This is a genomic window from Hallella sp. (genome assembly GCF_037460745.1).
In the GTDB taxonomy this organism is placed as follows: domain Bacteria; phylum Bacteroidota; class Bacteroidia; order Bacteroidales; family Bacteroidaceae; genus Prevotella; species Prevotella faecis.
This window is the reverse complement of record NZ_JAXVAE010000174.1, coordinates 12582-31590: the sequence shown is the minus strand read 5'-3', so window position 1 is coordinate 31590 and position 19009 is coordinate 12582. Positions and strand designations below refer to the sequence as shown.

The following is a 19009-nucleotide window of genomic DNA, read 5'->3' as shown; positions in this document are numbered from 1 at the left end:
CCAGGGACCTCCAGATTATGAGTCTGTTGCTCTAACCAACTGAGCTACAAGTCCGTTTGAAGGCGAAAAGGGAAGACGATTTGCCGTAAACCGACAGCCCGAATGCACCAATCGCATACTATTAGTGTTGCAAAGGTACAGCGTTTCGGTGGAAACTCCAAATATTTTTTGCAAAAAGTAGCTAAATATCGTTTAAGGATGTAGCCTTTTCTATGTATTATAGCTAACTTTGCAAAGACGAATGCGCAGCGGGCGTTACGCCTGGACGTATTCCCTAAAACATTGTGCAATGAACACATCATCATCCGAAAACGTGAATTTACAAGGCTTGGGCGACGCTCAAGTGGAAGTCAGTCGCAGCCAGCACGGCGAGAATGTGCTGACACCCCCGCGCCGCACTTCCTATTGGAAGCTTTACTTGGACAAATACCGCGACCCCATCATCCAGATACTTCTTGTGGCAGCGCTCGTCTCTTTGCTGCTGGCCTTCATCGAACGGGATTTCATGGAGACCCTCGGAATCATCCTGGCGGTGGTCATCGCCACAACGGTGGGTTTCTATTTTGAGTGCGACGCCGCCCGGCGCTTCAACGTGCTCACGGCCATGAACGAAGACCAACGGGTGAAGGTTCGGCGCAATGGTCGTGTGACGGAGGTGAAACGACGCGAGGTCGTGGTGGGCGACATCATCCTCGTGGAGGTGGGCGACGAGATTCCCGCCGACGCCCAACTGGTGGAGGCTGTCAACCTGCAGGTCGACGAGTCGAGCCTGACGGGTGAGCCGCTGACCACCAAGAGCATCGACGCCACCAAGGAGGGCAACGAGGCCTATCCGCCCAACGTCATCCTGCGTTCCACCATGGTGATGAACGGACGTGGAACAGCTGTGGTGACCGCCGTGGGCGACGCCACCGAGATTGGCAAGGTGGCGCAGAAGTCGACTGAGAGCACCTCGGTAAAAACACCGCTCAACATCCAACTCGACAAGTTGGCCAAGCTCATCTCGAAGATTGGAACCATCGTGTCGGTGGCAGCCTTCTTCATCTTTCTTGTTCACGACATTCTGACCAATAGCATCTGGCATGGCAACGACTATTTCGGCATGATGCACATCGTGCTCAACTACTTCATGATGGCCGTGACACTCATCGTGATGGCGGTACCCGAGGGCTTGCCCATGGCGGTGACGCTGGCCTTGGCGCTCAACATGCGCCGCATGCTGAAGTCGAACGTCCTCGTGCGCAAACTGCACGCCTCAGAGACGATGGGCGCCGTCACCGTGATCTGCACGGACAAGACGGGCACGCTGACGCAAAACAAGATGCGTGTGGGCCACATCACCCCAGCCAATCCATCCGATCCCAACAGCGAGTTGCTGCTCAACGTGGCCATGGCCGTGAACTCCACCGCCGAACTCGACGGCGAGAATGTGGTGGGCAATCCCACCGAAGGCGCCTTGCTGCTGTGGCTTCGCGACCATGACAAGCACTACGCCACTTTGCGCCAGCAATACAAGGTGGTGAGCCAACAGCCGTTTAGCACCGAGAAGAAATACATGCTCACAACAGTGGACATGGGCGACAAAACAATGACTTTCGTGAAGGGCGCCCCAGAGATGGTGCTCGACATGTGCGCTCCCGACGCCCCTGAGCGCCAACGCGCCGAAGAGGTGCTGGCCCACTACCAGCAGCAGGCCATGCGCACCCTGGCCTTCGCCTACGCCACCGGCGACGAACCGTTCACGCTGCAAGGCGTGGTGGCCATCAGCGACCCCGTGCGCCCCGACGTACTGCCCGCCGTGGCCGAGTGCCAACGCGCAGGCATCCAAGTGAAAGTGGTGACGGGCGACACGTCGGCCACAGCCATCGAGATAGCCCGTCAGATTGGCGTATGGCCAGCCCATGGCGAGCGCGAGGAAGCCACTTGGCACATCACCGGCGCCGAATGGGCCAGCCTCAGCGACGAGGAAGCCTTCAAGCGCTGCATGGCTCTGCGTGTCATGTCGCGTGCACGTCCCACCGACAAGCAGCGCCTTGTGGAGATGCTGCAACGCCATGGCGAGGTGGTGGCGGTGACGGGCGACGGCACCAACGACGCGCCAGCCCTCAACCACGCCCACGTGGGCCTGTCGCTCGGATCGGGCACCTCGGTGGCCAAGCAAGCCTCCGACATCACGCTGCTCGACGACAGCTTCCACGCCATCGCCAACGCGGTGATGTGGGGACGGTCGCTTTACAAAAACATACAGCGTTTTCTTTACTTCCAACTCGTGGTGAACCTCTCGGCGCTGTTGCTGGTGCTCGGTGGTTCGATCATCGGCACGGAGATGCCGCTCACGGTGACCCAAATACTTTGGGTGAACCTCATTATGGACACCTTCGCCGCCATGGCCCTGGCGTCGTTGCCTCCCTCACACGAGGTGATGCGCGACAAGCCGCGCCGCGACACCGACTTCATCATCAGTCATCCCATGGCCCGCGGCATTCTCTTCGGTGGCATGGTGTTCTTCCTGGGCATGTTCGTGTTTCTCATCTGGTGTGAGCGCCACGGAGCAGGTAGCGTGGTCGATGTGCATGAGCTGACGCTTTTCTTCACCACCTTCGTCATGTTGCAGTTCTGGAATCTCTTCAACGCCAAGAGTCTTGGATCCGACTATTCGGCCTTCCGCTATTTCTGGCGCGACGGCGGATTGGTGCTGGTACTGGCGCTGGTGTTCATCGGCCAATGGATCATCGTCACCTTTGGCGGCAAGATGTTCCGCACGCTGCCTCTCTCGTTCGAGGAATGGGGCGCTATCACCGTGGGCACCTCGGTGGTGCTGTGGGCCGGCGAACTGTGGCGCGGCTGGAAACGTTGGCGCAACCGTAAATTTAGCGTATTGAAACCTTAAGACATGAAAACAATATACCTCAACGACAACACCGCACCATTGGAGCCCAGCGTGGCCACCATCGGCTTTTTCGACGGTGTGCACCGCGGCCATCAGTTTCTCATCAGCCACGTGCGACAGGAGGCAGCCCACTCGGGCCTGCAATCGCTTGTGGTGACCTTCGACCGCCATCCACGGCAGGTGCTGCGCAAAGACTACCAGCCCGAACTGCTCTCCACGCTCGACTCCAAGCTGCTGCTGCTCTCGAAGACGGGGGTCGACGCCACCGCCCTACTCCACTTCAACGAGGCGATGGCCAGTCTGTCGGCGCGCGACTTCATGGCGCAGATTCTGCGCGACCGCCTCAACGTGCGAAAGCTCATCATCGGCTACGACAACCGCTTCGGCCACAACCGCTCGGAAGGGTTCGACGACTATGTGCGCTACGGCCGTGAACTGGGCATCGAGGTCATCCACAACCAGGCGTTCACACTCAATGGCGTCAACGTCAGCTCGTCGGTGGTGAGGGCCTTCGTAAAGGAAGGCGAGATCGAACTGGCCAACCAGTGCCTGGGCTACCCCTACACCATCGCCGGCAAGGTGGTCGACGGCCACAAGGAGGGGCGCCGCATAGGATTCCCCACGGCCAACCTCGACACCTCCGACTTCGGTCAACTCATACCCGGCGGGGGCGTGTACGCCGTCAAGGTGCGTTTGGAGCGCAGCCTGGCCTACAAACCAGCCATGATGAACATTGGCACACGGCCCACCTTCGGAGGCGATGAGCGAACCCTTGAGACCTATATCTTCAACTTCAACGAGGACATCTATGGACGCATGCTGATGGTGTCGTTCGTGCACCGCATCCGAGAAGAACGCAAGTTTGACAATGTAACCCAACTCGTGGAACAACTCAAGGAGGATGAAAAGATGGTGGGGCAACAATTTGAAAAAGACTTAGAACATGAATAAAATCACTCACAGTACACTCGACATTATATTTTATATGATAGCCTTCGTGGTTATCCAACTGCTGACGAACGTTATCTTCGGCGTCGTAAGCCTCTGGCACGAGGGCCAAACGTGGGCAGCCATCGCACAAGCCTTGGCACATGGCACAATGACCATGCCCACCAAGATGCTCGTGGCCAACATGGTGGCGAGCAGCCTGTTTACCATCATTCTCTTCAAGCTATACCGTTGGGCACCCGTGTCGCGTGTGTGGCTGGCCTCCCATCCTTGGACCACACTGGCCTGGGTGGGCATGTTGGCCGTAGGCACCATCCTGCCCTCCGAGTGGATCATCGAGCAGTTGCCCACATCCATGCCCAGCGCCACCGAACAACTCCTACAGAGCATCATGAAAGAGCCCACAGGCTATTTGGCCGTAGGTATACTCGGCCCAGTGGCTGAGGAGATGGTGTTTCGCGGTGCTGTGCTACGCACCCTGCTGAACCTGTTCTCGCAAAAGTCACATTGGTGGGCCATCCTCATCTCGGCAGTGCTCTTCGGCGCCATCCACTTCAATACGGCACAGTTTGCACACGCCCTGCCCATCGGCCTGTTGTTGGGTTGGATGTACTATCGCACGGGCTCCATCCTGCCGGGCCTATTGTTCCATTGGGTAAACAACACCGTGGCTTATCTCATGTTCAACCTGATGCCCCAACTGGGCGACGGCAAGCTCATCGACCTTTTCCACGGTAGCAGCCACTCTTTGGGCATGGGGCTGTTCTTCTCCGTCTGCATCATCTTGCCCTGCCTCTTCCAACTCAACATGCGCATGAAAAAAGGGTAAGCACACCGTTATTGCCAAGACAAAACGAAAAGGCCACCGCACGCTTCACAAAGAAGCGGCGGTGGCCTTTCTCATGCGTTGTGAGGGTCCATCCGGCTTAGAGCTCAGCGATGCACTCCACCTCGACCAGCGCGTTCTTAGGCAATGTTTTCACAGCCACAGCCGAACGAGCGGGATAAGGCTGGGTGAAGAACTCAGCGTAAACCTCGTTCATGGCAGCGAAATTGGCCATGTCGGAGAGGTACACCGTGGTCTTAACCACTTTCGAGAGGCTTGTGCCGGCCTCCTCAAGGATGGCCTTAGCGTTGGTGAGCGACTGGCGTGTCTGCTCCTTGATGCCACCCTCCACAAACTCGCCCGTGGCGGGCACAATGGGCACCTGGCCCGATGCGAACACGAGGTTGCCTACCTTAATAGCCTGGCTGTAAGGACCGATGGCCTTAGGAGCCTTTTCTGTGTGAATTGCTTGCATAGTTGATATTATATAAGGGTTAATTAAATGTTTTCCCTGATTTTCAGTCCGTTGTCGGTAAGAGCCTTAGTGATGCTCTCAACATGCTCCTGATTCTTGGTCTCGACCGACAGGCGCAGCACGCAGTCGGTGACCTTCTTGCTGTCGTTGTTGCGCTCATGATACACGCTGACGATGTTTCCGCCTTGGGCTGCGATAACCTGGCACACCTTGAGCAACTGCCCAGGCTTGTCGGCCAGTTCGATGATGAGCGTGCAGATGCGCCCGCTCTTGGCAAGTCCACGATTGATGACGCGACTCAGGATGGTCACGTCGATGTTACCACCACTCACCACACAGATGGTCTTCTTGCCCTTCACCGGCACCTTGTTGAACATCACAGCGGCCACGCTGGCTGCTCCAGCGCCCTCAGCCACCATCTTCTCGCTCTCGATGAGGTGGAGAATGGCAGCGCAGATCTCATCCTCACTAACGGTCACAATGTCGTCGACATAGCGCGAACAGATGTCGAACGTAACTGATCCCGGCTCTTTCACGGCAATGCCATCAGCGATGGTCGACACCTTGGCGAGCTTCTCCTGCTTGTGGTCGTGAAGACTGTTCACCATACTTGGAGCCCCACTGGCCTGCACGCCATAGACCTTCACGTTGGGGTTGAGCGACTTCACGGCGTATGCCACACCCGAGATCAGTCCGCCGCCACCCACAGGCACCACCACAGCTTCCACGTCGGGCAGTTGGTCGAGCAGCTCGAGACCGATGGTTCCCTGTCCGGCAATGACGTTCTCATCATCGAAGGGGTGAATAAAGGTGTAGCCGTGCTCATCGCGCAATTGCAAGGCCTTTTGGAATGCGTCGTCATATACACCTGGCACCAGGCACACCTCAGCGCCGAGCTTCTTGGTAGCCTCCACCTTACTGATTGGCGCGCCCTCGGGCAGACAGATAAGCGACTTGATACCCATCGATGTGGCACCAAGTGCCACGCCCTGCGCATGGTTGCCAGCCGAGCAGGCGATCACGCCTTTTTTCTTTTCCTCCTCTGAGAGTTGCGAAATCTTGTAGTAAGCGCCTCTGATCTTGAACGAGCCTGTCTTTTGCAAGCACTCGGGCTTCAGGTAGACATCACACTCGGGGTTGATCTTGGGGGCGTGCACCAGATCGGTGCGACGAATAATCTTGCTCAGCACATAGCGAGCCTTGTAGAAATTGTCTAGATTCAACATTATCTTCTGATTTACAATCTATCTGCAAAGATAATCATTATTCTGGAAACACATCTTGCCAAACAGCCCAAAATTATAGTAATAGTGGTTAGACGAAAGTTGGGTTAATAATACCACCACCCTATATGATTATCCGTTTGGTTCATGTTCGATTCTGACAGGTGTATCTCTTGCAAATAATTAAGATAATCATTTCTTTTAGAAAATGTGCGAATGCCCTTTGGCTCTTTGTAATAATCCGTATTGATGCTATCCAAGTTTATAACCACATACTTAATGATAATGGGGTGGTTACCATCATAATTCTTAGAAATAAGATACTTGTCATTCCATAAGATAATCAGAGGAAAACCTGGGGTCATTTCACCAATATATCCAGTTGTCGAATCAGATCTATAATATAGTCCAGCCAATGACTCGCCTTTCTCCGAAAGAGTTATTGTTTCCACAAGGTAAAAATGAGTATTGCCAATTCTCCTGCTATATGACAAACTATAATTTATTACAACAAGTGCTAATAATCCTATCACAATTACGAGAAATATAAGGAATTTGCATTTCATAATTATCATTTTGTGGATTTCCAAATATAAAATTGATAAGTGTTACCCATCTTTTTCCCCTGCCTTCTTCTATGATTGCTAAGAAATGGTATGTGATAACCAAGAGATTTTACGCTTTTTATATCTGTTGCAACATTGTAAACATAGCCGCCACTACTGTATCCATCATACCTGTAAGTCCCGATAAATTGCATAGGACTTAACAGACTCGCCTGCCATGGAAAGAATTCAGATCTTCCCACATTCAAGTACAACCCATTACTTCTTTTTGATCTTACTACATTTTGGCTCTCTATTGCAAATTCGTCATTCATAATAGCTTGTGTGTATGGATGATCTTCTAACAAGACCGAAAATTCTGGACCTGTACCGCAAACAAATTCATCAAAAAAATCCCATCCACGTTTGTTGGATCCTATTAGGCCGCCCTTGTCTTTGGGAGCAATATCAAAAGTAAATCCATTACTATATAGACTCTCTAAACCTAACCCTTCCACACCACACAACACATTATCTATAATATGCTCAAACATGCCAAGAACAGATCCCTTACCTCCAATATGCCGAAAGCCTTTTCTTTCAACATTACCGTCATACCAAGTATAATATGAAGTATAATTATTCTGGTACCAATCCCTTCCGTCCGGGTCTATCCTATTGACAGGATTGTTATGGCAATACGCATACGGGCTGACGCTGTAGTATTTCTCGCAGAGCGGATCCATTGTCGTCCACCTGCCCACGGCCGGGTCGTACAGACGCGCGCCAAAGTCGTAGAGGTCGAGGCCATGCTGGTGGTCCCACTCCTTGCCCAGGAACTTCAGCGGTTGCACATCGGCGTTCGTGTTCCAGTCGCCATAGGGACCGCCATAGGCATAGTAACCGTTGCGCTGAACATTCCAAGCATCCGACACAACCTCGCGCACACTGCCCAGGTGGTCGCAAACGTAATAACAGTAAGCGGTGTGCTGGCCTGACAGCAGACAGAAGCCACCGTCGAAGAGCGCACGGTCCAGTTTGCCGCCAAGGCACGACTGGCGCGTGTCGCAGGGAAGACCCTTGGCCGTGTAGTAGGTCACGCCATAAAGCCGCTCGCCCCCAGTGGTGAGGGTGACCGAGCCTGTGGGGTGGCCTGTGACATTCTGCGCGTTCTTCTTTCTCATCAGGTTGACGTTCGTATATTCTTTAAACGATGGGCCATCAAGAAAATTGTAGTCATCGTAGTAATTTATTCGCTCTACCTTGGGAGACGCAAGGCGGAGTTTCCTGAGACTCCAAGGCCTGTCGTCACATGTATCTCGGGGCGGCCAAGCCCGTCGTGATACTGCACCTCTGTCACCTTGTTGCTGCCACTGTCATTCAGCAACGTCTGCGTCAGCACATAGTTTTGTGATGCGCTCTGGGCCAAGAGAGCACACGACACGACAAACATGATGATGGTTGTTACTGTTTTCTTCATAAAAGAAATATTTATGGTTTGTGACCACCGTGTTCAACGCTACTCAACAACGATCTTGTTATCGTAAACCTTACCATTCACATTCAAGTAAAGAATGTATTTTCCACGCCTTAGGCCAGCAAAATTAAATGAGAGAGAATAGCCTATTCCTGCCTCATCCGTTCGGCTAGTCTTCCGATATATGACACCCATTGGGTCTGCGATCATGGCTGACACAGTAGCCTTATTTTTCAGGTCATAGCCTATCCGAACACTTCGTCTATCGCTTATGACCTCATACGTAATAATATCAGGAGCGTCTGCCAAGCAGGAATCGTGATGCGCCAGTTCAATATTGACAGAGTCTGCCAATATGCGCAAGCTATCAGGGAGGGTACGAAACGCCATTTTGTAGGATTTCAACAGGTTTGCACCCTGATAGTAGGCTATTGAGCAAGTCTCAAACAATGGGTAACGGTATCCCTTTGCATACCAACAGTAGCGCTCCACCACCTCTAGCTGGCGTCCTGTTGAGTCTTTCGTCACAGAATCCCTTTCGACGTTGAAAGAAGTCGTTCTCAATGTGCGGACACGAAGCACGTTCTTCAAGAGACACTCGTCAGTGATTTTTAGTTCGCCCTCACCATCAGCTTCAACAAATGCCGAACCTGCAAGTTTTATCCCGTTGTGGTTGCTGTAGCACCCATTCCCCCAGAATTCCCCACTTAGCGTATCACCATAAGAAAAAGGAAAGCCAAGTTCCAGGACTGGAATAGAATAGTCGATACGCGTCAATGGGTTTTGGTAAGCAACTTGAGCCAACGTGTCACCACACAAACGATACTGGCACATTGAACCAGGCTCTATCGCATATAGGCAAGAGTCACTGTCCTTAACGTATTCTATTGAATATGAGTCGGACAGCACGTCTATATTTCTGAAATCCCAAGTGGCATTCATTCCGCTTTCTCCTGGGGGCACATACGCTACAAGTTGCTTGTGCATCGCGTCGCCACTGCGCATCAACGCATTGGCTTTCGTCAAGACATGTTGGGAAAAGGTTGGCAAGTAAACGAACACCAACATTGCCATCAATATTTTTCTTTGCCTTGTCATATATCGTGATTATTAGTGAGTTGTTGGAGATCCTGTCCTATACCCGTATTTGAATTGCTTCAGATAGCTTCCATCTGAGTTCTTGATGCCGGAGAGTCTTTGCATCGAGTCATATTCATAATTGAGAGAACTCTGGTTAGGTTCAGTAATCCTCGACACCATGCCATCGTCATATTCGAAGGATGTTGTGAAATCTCCGATCTTATAGATTAGCAAGTTGTCCCATTGGTCCCATTCAATTTGAACAGTCTGGCCATCTTGCCTCACATATTCTTTGGGCAAGAAGTTTGCAGTGTAACACTTATACCACAGGAGCGTGTCTTCTAAGTTGTTCGCATATCTCTCGATGACATATTGAGGCAACATGATACTACCTCTTACGCCAAAAGAAAACGAGCCATACTTAGTTTGGTAATCCCTACAGAAAATTCCATTCCTGTATTCTCGTATAGAAACGACTGGAGCATGATAATTGAAAAACTGATGGGAATATGTTTTTGTCAATGATGCGCCTTGGCGGCAAACCGTTTCTGCTTCAAGCAAGCGCATGTCTGCCTTATGCGAATAATCTCCAGATATGTCAACAGTGAGATCCTTATGCGAATACATTGTCGTATCGGTGATGACATCTGTCATGTAATTAAGATAACCAAGCCTGATGTATTCGACCTTTTCCACCTCATCATATTTGGGGTAATACAATTTGTACGGACGCGTGTAGGACTTTCCTGGGACACCCAATATCAACGCCGCCTTTGAAAGGTCCATATACCCAACGACACATTGCTTCTCCATATCAAGACTATCCTTGCGATAAACATACCTTGTCTCTGACCATTTAGCATCATCATCACCGCATTTTCGAACATACCGCAATTTCCCTTTCATGTAATCCCTCTCCGACCACTCGTCATATTGAGCACTCACAAGACAGCCCAACATGAAATTATCTCCTTCTTGATAACGGGGTCTATAGTCCAGGAAACGTTTGTGGCACGACTCTTCCTTGTAATCGGAAAAGTTTGTGTAGCCATAAATGGTTTGCATCTCGTCTCCGCCTAAGAGCGCATCCTCTTTCACTTCCGAATAGCCTATGTGATGGCCAAACATGTTCGCCATGGGCATTGCCACCCAAATTGAAAGTCCGACTTGATTCTCATTGTGTTCTTTTAAAAAGCCATAAGGCTCAATGGACAATTGGCCATCGCGGTAGGTATAATCTTTTCTGCCCAGCAATTTTGCATGTGTGGTGTCCTCATAGTTGTGCAAGGTCTTGACACGCAAACCTCCGGCTAACTTGTTTCCCGGAGCATGGTCTTCATCCACATACGCCAGTTCCATGCCGTCATGGTAGTAGTTTCTGTACCTGTCATAACGGTTGCACTCATATTCAATGGTGGTCACGCCACCTGTGGGATACTGAATTTCCGTGAGCATCCCATATTTGCACTTCTCCTCATCTACCGTCCTGTCTCTGGTTTTTCCGTTGTAATATCCCCAGTAATCCATCTTTTGAGTCAAGTAGTCTGGGCGCCCATCCACCATGGGTAAGCCATTGAAGTCATTGTAGTACTTGAAACGATAGGTGCCGTTTATCGCCCCGTCACCATCCTTCACGTCTATCCCCGTGAGATGTAGTCTTTGTGAAGGATCTGTATTATAGTTTAAGACATAAGACTTCCTCAGTTTGCCGACCTTGTTGATTCTTATTTCCTTAAGAGGCGACATTCCCATACACGCTAATGGATCGTATCGCTTGTCGGGATTGTTAGGGTTTTGGTACTTTGCATAGCGATCGTCACTCAAGTAAATGTAATAGTGTGTGGCAGTGGGGCCATTTTGGAGGCGCAGCAACTTGTCATAACGCGCCTTCTTATCACTACCCAACAGGCGGTAGAAACTTTGATAAAAATCGGTTGAGGTGAGAATCTTGGTATCCTTCACAAAATACACTTCTGTGCCATCACGTGATGTGACGCGCGACAAGTAGACGGGAGAGTTGAGCATCATCATCGGAAGAACAGGGCGGGTGTCAAGTTGGTAAGACACTGATGCGGAGATAAGCCACAATCCTCTTTCATACTCAAACTTAAACAACTCATTTCCATACCGGTCATGGACTGCAGTCAGGTACCACGAGTTGGCATACATCTCGCAATTTTCATTACCATTATTGTCATTCCACAAGTTAATGGAATACTCACTGGCGTTCAAGTTCTGAGCACCACCAAAAGTATACCTATTACCGTCCTGGTCGGTGACGGTGAAGCCTTTGATGGACTTGGGCTGCTTGGTGCCCACGCCTCCCCAGGATGGAAACTCATCAATGAAGGGAACCATGAAATTGTCTGGGTTGTTGAAGTCGAACTCCACCATCAGGTTCTCATCACTGGCCACCTTCCACTCTCCGTCGTTGCCCAAGAAAAATTTGCCGCTATGCCCCATGAAATTGAAGTAGAACACATCGGGCATATAGTCGCCAAAAGGGCCTGGATACTCTTCGAACTTGACATTGTACCGACGAAAGTAATTTCCCCAATCCAAGTTCATTGACGCATGGTTCTTTGTGTCAAATTCGTCAGGATATCCCTTAACGGCTCTTGTTATTACGCCTCCCACACTGAGCGTCCAGGAATGCCCCGTCCAACTGGGCAAGGAATTGACAAGGATACCCGACGTGTCATAAAGAAGACTGGCGCTCAATTTGACGCCTCGAGCCGTCACGTCAAGCAAGGGGATGGAGATGTTTGCCTTGCCCGTGTGCAAAGACATCGGGACAACACCATATTGAGCCAGGGTGGCCGTGTTGGGTGTGGGTATGGTGACCGGCTCCTTATACTGAGCCTTGAGGCTAAAGAAATAGGCTGATAATAGTAGTAACGTGAATAATCTACGTTTCATAAGCTTGTGGTTTGGGGCATAAATAGTGAAGGCTGAGCCATGACAACACACTGCATGTATTTTACTTCTCTCTAAGGATCACTCTTGCAAAGCGTGCAGGCATCTTGCTATTATACAAGACGTGATGGTGATTGGCTGGTATGCCATATTTTGTCACCTCGGGAAAAGCATCCAGATCTTCTTCTGGAAAAAAGTCATAATAGTGAAGAATAGATTTAACTTGATACATATCTAAATCTGAAATGCCAAAACTCTTTCTTCCATTTTTCACAACACCATTAGCCCCAAGTACATATTCTATAGTGTCCAACTTAACAAAAACGCATAAGGGCTTAACTTCTTTTGTCACAATCTTGTAATCACTGATATCAGTTGCAGTTGTCATCTTATTGTTACAGAGAACACCTGTAATATAATTATAATCCTTGGATGTGATCTCAAAAGTTATTCCAGGAATTGCACCAAAACTCTTGGGGAAGTCAACACAAGAGCAATCTTCCATAATACCAGGATGAAAAACAGCCTCTATCGTTTTCCCATGATGACTTGAATTGCTGGTACATCCACACACAGCAATAAGTAAAAAGAACAATAACTTTTTCATATAACTTGTCATTTAGTAAATCTCGGATCTTTTACGGGATAAGTTTTCCCCCAATGGTCAAACCTAACCCCTTGACGTAATTTTCTTGCAGTTTCAGCTTCGCTGCCCTCTATAACTCGGCGCTCCTCCTCGTTATCATATTGAGCATTTTGGGTATCCCTTCTGTCCTCATGCTTTTTATGATCATGAATATCATCTAATGCATGGTCAAATTCGTGTTCCAGTCTAACAGCAGGCGATTGTCTTTTTCCGTTGGAAAGGATTATACCTTTCCTCGATTCCCAAAAAACTGCAGGATTTCTGTCTTTATAATTAAAATAATAACCCGTTTCCTGTTCATCCCTTACCAATTCAACCATTACAGAGGGATCTTTAACTGCTTTTATCACATTCTTTCCTACTCCATTGGCCTTCAGATAATTATACGTATGGACAAAATCCAACACAAAACTATTGTTTGGTAGCCTTCTTTGGGTACCATTAAACACAAAATATGTAAGATTTCCCCTCTTGTCTTGATAAAATATCAAGACTTTCTTTCCATCTGGGTCAATAAACTTCACTGGATTATTGAAACAATACGCATACGGGCTGACGCTGTAGTATTTTTCGCAGAGCGGATCCATCGTCGTCCACCTGCCCACGGCCGGGTCGTACAGACGCGCACCAAAGTCGTAGAGGTCGAGGCCGTGCTGGTGGTCCCACTCCTTGCCCAGGAACTTCAGCGGTTGCACATCGGCGTTGGTGTTCCAGTCGCCATAGGGGCCGCCATAGGCATAGTAACCGTTGCGCTGAACATTCCAAGCCTCCGACACAACCTCGCGCACACTGCCCAGGTGGTCGCAAACGTAATAACAGTAAGCGGCGTACTGGCCTGACAGCAGACAGAAGCCACCGTCGAAGAGCACCCTTTCCAACTTGCCGTCGGTGAAAACGAACGGCCCCACCTGCTCACGGCTGTTCTCCACACATGCGGATGGCACGCTGGCTTGGATGGACAGGATGCCGTCGTCGGTCTTCGCTTCCGCGCCAGTTTCCTCCGCTGCGACCATGCTGCACAGCGCATTGGCCGCCCTTGTCTTCCAAGTGGTTTTCAGCTTTGTGCCGTCCGCGTCATAGATGTACTCCGTGGTGTTCCCGTTACCATACGCCATAATCGCTGGTGTACCCAAGACCGAATAGCTGACGGTCACGTCCCTGTCTGGGTCATGCGCCAGCGCGCCGACCGTGTTGTACTCGTATGGGCGGTGCCGGTCTAACTTTTTAGGCTTGAAGTCGAAGCCGCCCTCATAGACCAAACCGCCCTGCCGGTCCGTAATGCCTCGAATATGATTGCCGACATAGTGCAACTGGAGGTCGTCCGTCAAGCCATAGCTGCCATTGTTGCGCTTGCCATAACGGTGCAGCGCGACGACATTGCCGTTGCGGTCATAGTCTACCGACTCGCCATAATGATCATTCCCGGCAGAGACCATGCGGTTCAGGTTGTCATAGGCGAACGTGTAGCGAAAGGTGTCACGCACGCCTCCGTTTTGATAGCTATGGCTCACGGAGGCTATGTTGCCATTGTACAGCCCATCGTAGCTGAGGGTCTCCGCGTAGCCGGGCCCCGATAGCGTTGTCAGCCAACCACGCACATTGTGACCGTACTCCACACTGCCCGAATTGCCAGGAAGAGTCTTGCGCACCAGGCGCCCAAGGTCGTCATACTCCAACCTTGACACGAATCGTGGGGCACCACCGTTGCAGGCCACCAACTGGATGGCCAGGGCGTCGTTCACGGGACTGTAACTGTTGGCGTAGACCACCGAGTCCGTCCGGCCGTCATGGCGCACCTCCCACACCGTGCGCAGGGGCTTGTCGGTGAAGGAATACTCCGTCCGCGAGAGGAGCACCTTGCCGCCAAGGCACGACTGGCGCGTGTCGCAGGGAAGCCCCTTGGCCGTGTAGTAAGTCACGCCATAAAGCCGCTCGCCCCCAGTGGTGAGGGTGACCGAGCCTGTGGGGTGGCCTGTGACATTCTGCGCGTTCTTCTTTCTCATCAGGTTGACGTTCGTATATTCTTTAAACGATGGGCCATCAAGAAAATTGTAGTCATCGTAGTAATTTATTCGCTCTACCTTGGGAGACGCAAGATGAACCCCGCCAACATAGCCCGAATGGAAGAGGCCGTCTACTGAAGATAGCGTCACCACACCCGAATGGACATTGTGGGGCGTGTCCGTGCAGGTGCCCTGCATCGCCAGGCGCCCATGAGGGTCATAAAACGTAAAGCGGCAGAGGCCGCGCTTGAGCAATTCACCATCCTGCGTGAACACCACGCGACCTCGGTTGTCATACCAGTATCTCACGGGGGCGCAGCCGGGCAAACGCTTGTAGACCACGCGCGAACGGCCGTCGTAGCGGTACTCGTAAGCGTATGCCTCCAACGCCTGTTGCTTTCCTGCACCCAGGTCGCACATCGGAGGAAGCACAAAGCGAAGCTGGCCGAGGTCGTCGTAAACATAATACGTGTCGGCAAAGACACCGGCACTGATCGCTTGTCGTTCCAAGACCTTCTCACCCATCAGGTTGGTGAAGACGGTAACCGACTTGCCGTCCTCGTCCACACGGCGCTCGCCCATGAGCGCGCCCGACTTCCACGCGCCCCTCTCTTCGGGCTGCCCGTCCTGCCCTAACACGTACCGCTTGACCACAAGGTCGGGCTTGCCCGCCGACAAGTTAGCCACACGTTGCGTCTGCCGGGGTTTGCCCGCCGACTTCCACGCCTCGCCAGGACCCAGGACGGAGCGCTCGCGGCCCAATGGGTCATAGGTGGCCTCCGAATAGCAGTCCTCATCGCCATTGGAGCGGCTCGACAATCCCTTGATCTCTTCAGCCGTCTTCCACCCAACGCCTTTTCCCCCAATGCCCGGTAGCCAATGGATGTGGCCACGCCCCAGCTCGTCATACTCCGTCAGCGTGTAGGCGGAGTTTCCTGAGACTCCAAGGCCTGTCGTCACATGTATCTCGGGGCGGCCAAGCCCGTCGTGATACTGCACCTCTGTCACCTTGTTGCTGCCACTGGCATTCAGCAACGTCTGCGTAAGCACGTAGTTCTGACGACTGCTTTGCGCCAAAAGAGAAGGTGGCAGACCCAACAGGAAGAGGGCTAAAACAACGTGTTTCATAAGCGAAAATAGTTTCATTTGTTACTTGCTTGCCAAACACTAATTAGTTTATCAATAACCTTGTTACCTCGTGGGATGTTCGAATCTCCCACGGGGTAGCCGATGGTGTTAACCATTCTGTTTTGGGCTCGTCAAGCCCATAGCAGGACGTTGTTAAACCCAGATTACTTAACTATCATTTTAACTGTCTGGCGCTCGTTGCCATAGGCGAAGGTAAAGAAGCAAAGGCCAGCGGGCATGTTGGCCGGCACAAGGAAGGTGCCGTCGGCGCTGAGGTGGCCCTGCTGCACCAGGATGCCCGAGGCTCCCACGGCCCTCACGGTGACGTCGGCGGGATTGATGCCGCCCAGGTCGAGACGAATGACGTTGCCACGCACGGCGGCCGTCGACATGACATGGATTTGCTGCTCCTTCTTGCTGGTGCCCTGCACGGCCTGGATGCCTGTGCTGAACGCATCCCTCAGGTCTTGCTCATAGTTGTACCAACGGGTGTAGGTGTCGGCAATGGCCAGGGCGCCCTCACCCAGACGGATGCGGTAGTCCCAGTGGTGCTTACGCTGTGCATCGCCGAGATATACATAGTCGGTGTTGCAGACCACGCAGAACACGATCCCGTTGGCCGGTTTCTCTGTGATGTCGATGCTCATGTTGCCACACTTCACGGGCTGGCTGTAATAACACTTGCCATCCTTGGTGCGGTAGCAGAGCAAGGCCCGCATCTGCGTGTCCTCTGGACGGAACTCCACGTTGGCCACATCGCCACGCACATGGATGGGAATGATGTTGCCACCGCTCCAACCGGGGTTGGTCAATGTGTCGGGCGACATCCATCCATCTTCGTTGTCGAGCGTCACCGACTGGTATGGGGTGATGCGATAGGGCGCCACATTGATCCAATAAGGCTCCCACTCAGGCTTCACCGTGATGCCGAAGTTGTCGTTCACCACCTTGCGGTAGCTGTTGTCCCATCCACCGAGGTCGAAGAGTGCCTGGCGCGCACGATACTCGGTTACGATCTGTCGCATAGGCTCCTCGCCGATGGAGTCGCCCATGGTCTTGAGCACATAGTCCTTGCAGTTGCGCCAGATCCATGGAATGACGCCATCGCCACACACATTGGCCACCACCACGGGGAAGGCATTGGCATACTGCACGCCACCCAGGTAGCTGCGCCATGTGCACACCTGCTTGCCCGAACCGTTATACATGTTGACGCCCTGCGCACCCGGTCCTCCATAGGAACCATCCTGCAACCATCCCGAGTAGCATTCGATGGGCATGTGGGGAGCGAGGAAGGGTCCTCCGTCGAGGAATCCGGCTTCACCATACAGGCCGTCGCGCTTGGCGTAGACCTGCCCCTGCAGCCATGTGTTGCCACCCTCGTGGAACCAGCTGGAGCCTTGGCAAGCACCCAGGTCGGCGAAGATGGCGTGGATGCCCTCGTGCACCATGGCGTTGCGTTGGTACTCGCCATCGCCCCACTTCTTGTCGGCGTCGGCGCGGAAACGGCTGAACGGATAGTAGCTGGCCCATACGCAAGCCCAGTTCTGCCCATCGGCGTAGGTGCTGCTCTGGTAACCACCCATCGTGGTGTTGGCCTCATTGTCGTTGCTCAGTCCCGATCCGAAGACGTAAACAAACGACTTGTACCCACGGCGTGCGCTAAGGTCGGGAGGCCATCCCATGTAATCGCGAATATACCTGAAGTCGTAGTCGTACTTGTCGACCATGTTCTTGGCAGCGGTATAGATGGTGGCCGAATCGGTACCCACCTCCGCATTGAGGTTGTCGCCCCAGAAGGCCGACCACCACTCACCCTCATAATGATTGGCAGGAGTTCCGTCTTTCTTGGTGAAGGTATGCAGCTTGGCAGGCTTCTGCAGGTTGGGATATTCGGTATGGAAATCGTAGGAGAGCTTAAAGCGCGGCCACTCCATGAACTCGCCGGCATGGCTCTGCACGTCGACATAGTAATTGTAATCTTTCAGGATTCCCTTGCCCTCTTGGTCGACCATGGTGACGCGCAACACATAACGCGCCCCGTCGGCATACACGGCATTGTCGGTGATCTTATAGGGAGCCGTAGCCATGGAGCGGCGCACGGTGTTGTCTTCGTTTTGATACGTGGTGGGATTCATCGTGGTCTTGAGCCAGCGATAGCGCACACTCTTATAGTTGTCGGGGTTGATGACCTCGCAACTCAACGTAATTTTGTCGCCCTCGTTCACCTGGATGAAGTTTTGCTCCACAGGCTCCTCATCGTTCTTTTGCACGAGCGGTCGCACCAGCCAGCCATCGGTCTCACTGTGACGCCCCACAAACTGGGGCTCGTCGGTGGTGACACTCTCAGTTGATCCGGCAGCGGCGATCGTAACATGGATATGGAAAAACACCGAGTCTTGGCCATTCACCAAGCCCTCTACGACGGTGAGGCTTGTGCCCTCCGTGGCCAGTTCGCCATGCGTAACATTAAGGGCGGCCTTGTCCCAGAGCACCAATGCGGCGCGCTGGGCGGCACGGTTGGTGGGCACCCCGCTGAGGTCGAACCAATGGCCCTGTTGGCCACTGGCGAGGCCTGGTGTGTTGGTGGTGCGGAACCGCTCCTCGCCCGACGAGGTCTTGTAGCTCGCCACGAGGTTCGCGGTGGCGGGATTGGTTACGCCAATGGCCGTGCGGAGCAAGGTGGCATGCACCGGACATACGGTGGCGGCCGTGGCATCCACAGGGCGCGAGACATTGAAATTGAAGTCGTAACGGTTGCCGGCAAGGCTTGTCAAGCTCATCAGCGACAGCAGGAACGAAACAACAGGTAAATGGAGTAAAGGTCTTTGTTTCATATCTTATCCAAAGAT

12 protein-coding genes are annotated in these 19009 nt (G+C 52.3%); 3 read left to right on the top strand and 9 right to left on the bottom strand.

Annotation, left to right across the window (positions count from 1 at the left end):
* The first annotated feature begins 289 nt into the window (after positions 1 to 289).
* The 3 genes from WKK33_RS11485 to WKK33_RS11475 are packed head-to-tail and all read left to right on the top strand — an operon-like array spanning position 290 to position 4667.
* Positions 290 to 2890, top strand: a complete 2601-nt coding sequence (locus tag WKK33_RS11485) for a calcium-translocating P-type ATPase, PMCA-type (RefSeq protein WP_337933987.1) — start codon at positions 290 to 292, stop codon at positions 2888 to 2890.
* A gap of 3 nt (positions 2891 to 2893) precedes the next feature.
* Positions 2894 to 3841 carry a bifunctional riboflavin kinase/FAD synthetase gene (locus tag WKK33_RS11480; protein WP_337933985.1) on the top strand — a complete coding sequence of 316 codons (948 nt, stop codon included), beginning with the start codon at positions 2894 to 2896 and terminating at the stop codon, positions 3839 to 3841.
* Entirely contained in the window at positions 3834 to 4667 is an 834-nt protein-coding gene (locus WKK33_RS11475; protein ID WP_337933983.1) for a type II CAAX endopeptidase family protein, read from the top strand. The genes WKK33_RS11480 and WKK33_RS11475 overlap by 8 nt, the downstream gene beginning before the upstream one ends.
* A 97-nt stretch (positions 4668 to 4764) precedes the next feature.
* Here WKK33_RS11475 and WKK33_RS11470 read toward each other — a convergent pair whose 3' ends face one another.
* The 9 genes from WKK33_RS11470 to WKK33_RS11430 form a co-directional block, all read right to left on the bottom strand.
* Positions 4765 to 5139 (bottom strand): RidA family protein, encoded by a 375-nt coding sequence (locus WKK33_RS11470; RefSeq protein ID WP_215760492.1) that lies wholly within the window; start codon positions 5137 to 5139, stop codon positions 4765 to 4767.
* 23 nt (positions 5140 to 5162) lie between these two features.
* Positions 5163 to 6365 (bottom strand): threonine ammonia-lyase, encoded by a 1203-nt coding sequence (gene ilvA / locus WKK33_RS11465; protein ID WP_337933981.1) that lies wholly within the window; start codon positions 6363 to 6365, stop codon positions 5163 to 5165.
* 568 nt (positions 6366 to 6933) lie between these two features.
* Positions 6934 to 8091, bottom strand: a complete 1158-nt coding sequence (locus WKK33_RS11460; RefSeq protein ID WP_337933980.1) for an RHS repeat-associated core domain-containing protein — start codon at positions 8089 to 8091, stop codon at positions 6934 to 6936.
* 74 nt (positions 8092 to 8165) lie between these two features.
* Positions 8166 to 8387: a hypothetical protein gene (locus WKK33_RS11455; protein WP_337933979.1), complete on the bottom strand. Its 222-nt coding sequence runs from the start codon at positions 8385 to 8387 to the stop codon at positions 8166 to 8168.
* 39 nt (positions 8388 to 8426) lie between these two features.
* Entirely contained in the window at positions 8427 to 9482 is a 1056-nt protein-coding gene (locus tag WKK33_RS11450; protein WP_337933977.1) for a hypothetical protein, read from the bottom strand.
* A 12-nt stretch (positions 9483 to 9494) separates the two neighbouring features.
* Positions 9495 to 12383: a hypothetical protein gene (locus WKK33_RS11445; RefSeq protein WP_337933976.1), complete on the bottom strand. Its 2889-nt coding sequence runs from the start codon at positions 12381 to 12383 to the stop codon at positions 9495 to 9497.
* A gap of 61 nt (positions 12384 to 12444) precedes the next feature.
* A complete protein-coding gene (locus WKK33_RS11440; protein WP_337933975.1) occupies positions 12445 to 12987 on the bottom strand; it encodes a hypothetical protein in 543 nt (180 codons plus the stop codon).
* Between the two features lie 8 nt (positions 12988 to 12995).
* The gene (locus WKK33_RS11435) at positions 12996 to 16157 is read right to left on the bottom strand and encodes an RHS repeat-associated core domain-containing protein (RefSeq protein ID WP_337933973.1); all 3162 of its coding nucleotides are present in this window, start codon (positions 16155 to 16157) and stop codon (positions 12996 to 12998) included.
* A 164-nt stretch (positions 16158 to 16321) separates the two neighbouring features.
* A complete protein-coding gene (locus WKK33_RS11430) occupies positions 16322 to 18994 on the bottom strand; it encodes a hypothetical protein (RefSeq protein WP_337933972.1) in 2673 nt (890 codons plus the stop codon).
* Positions 18995 to 19009 lie beyond the last annotated feature (15 nt).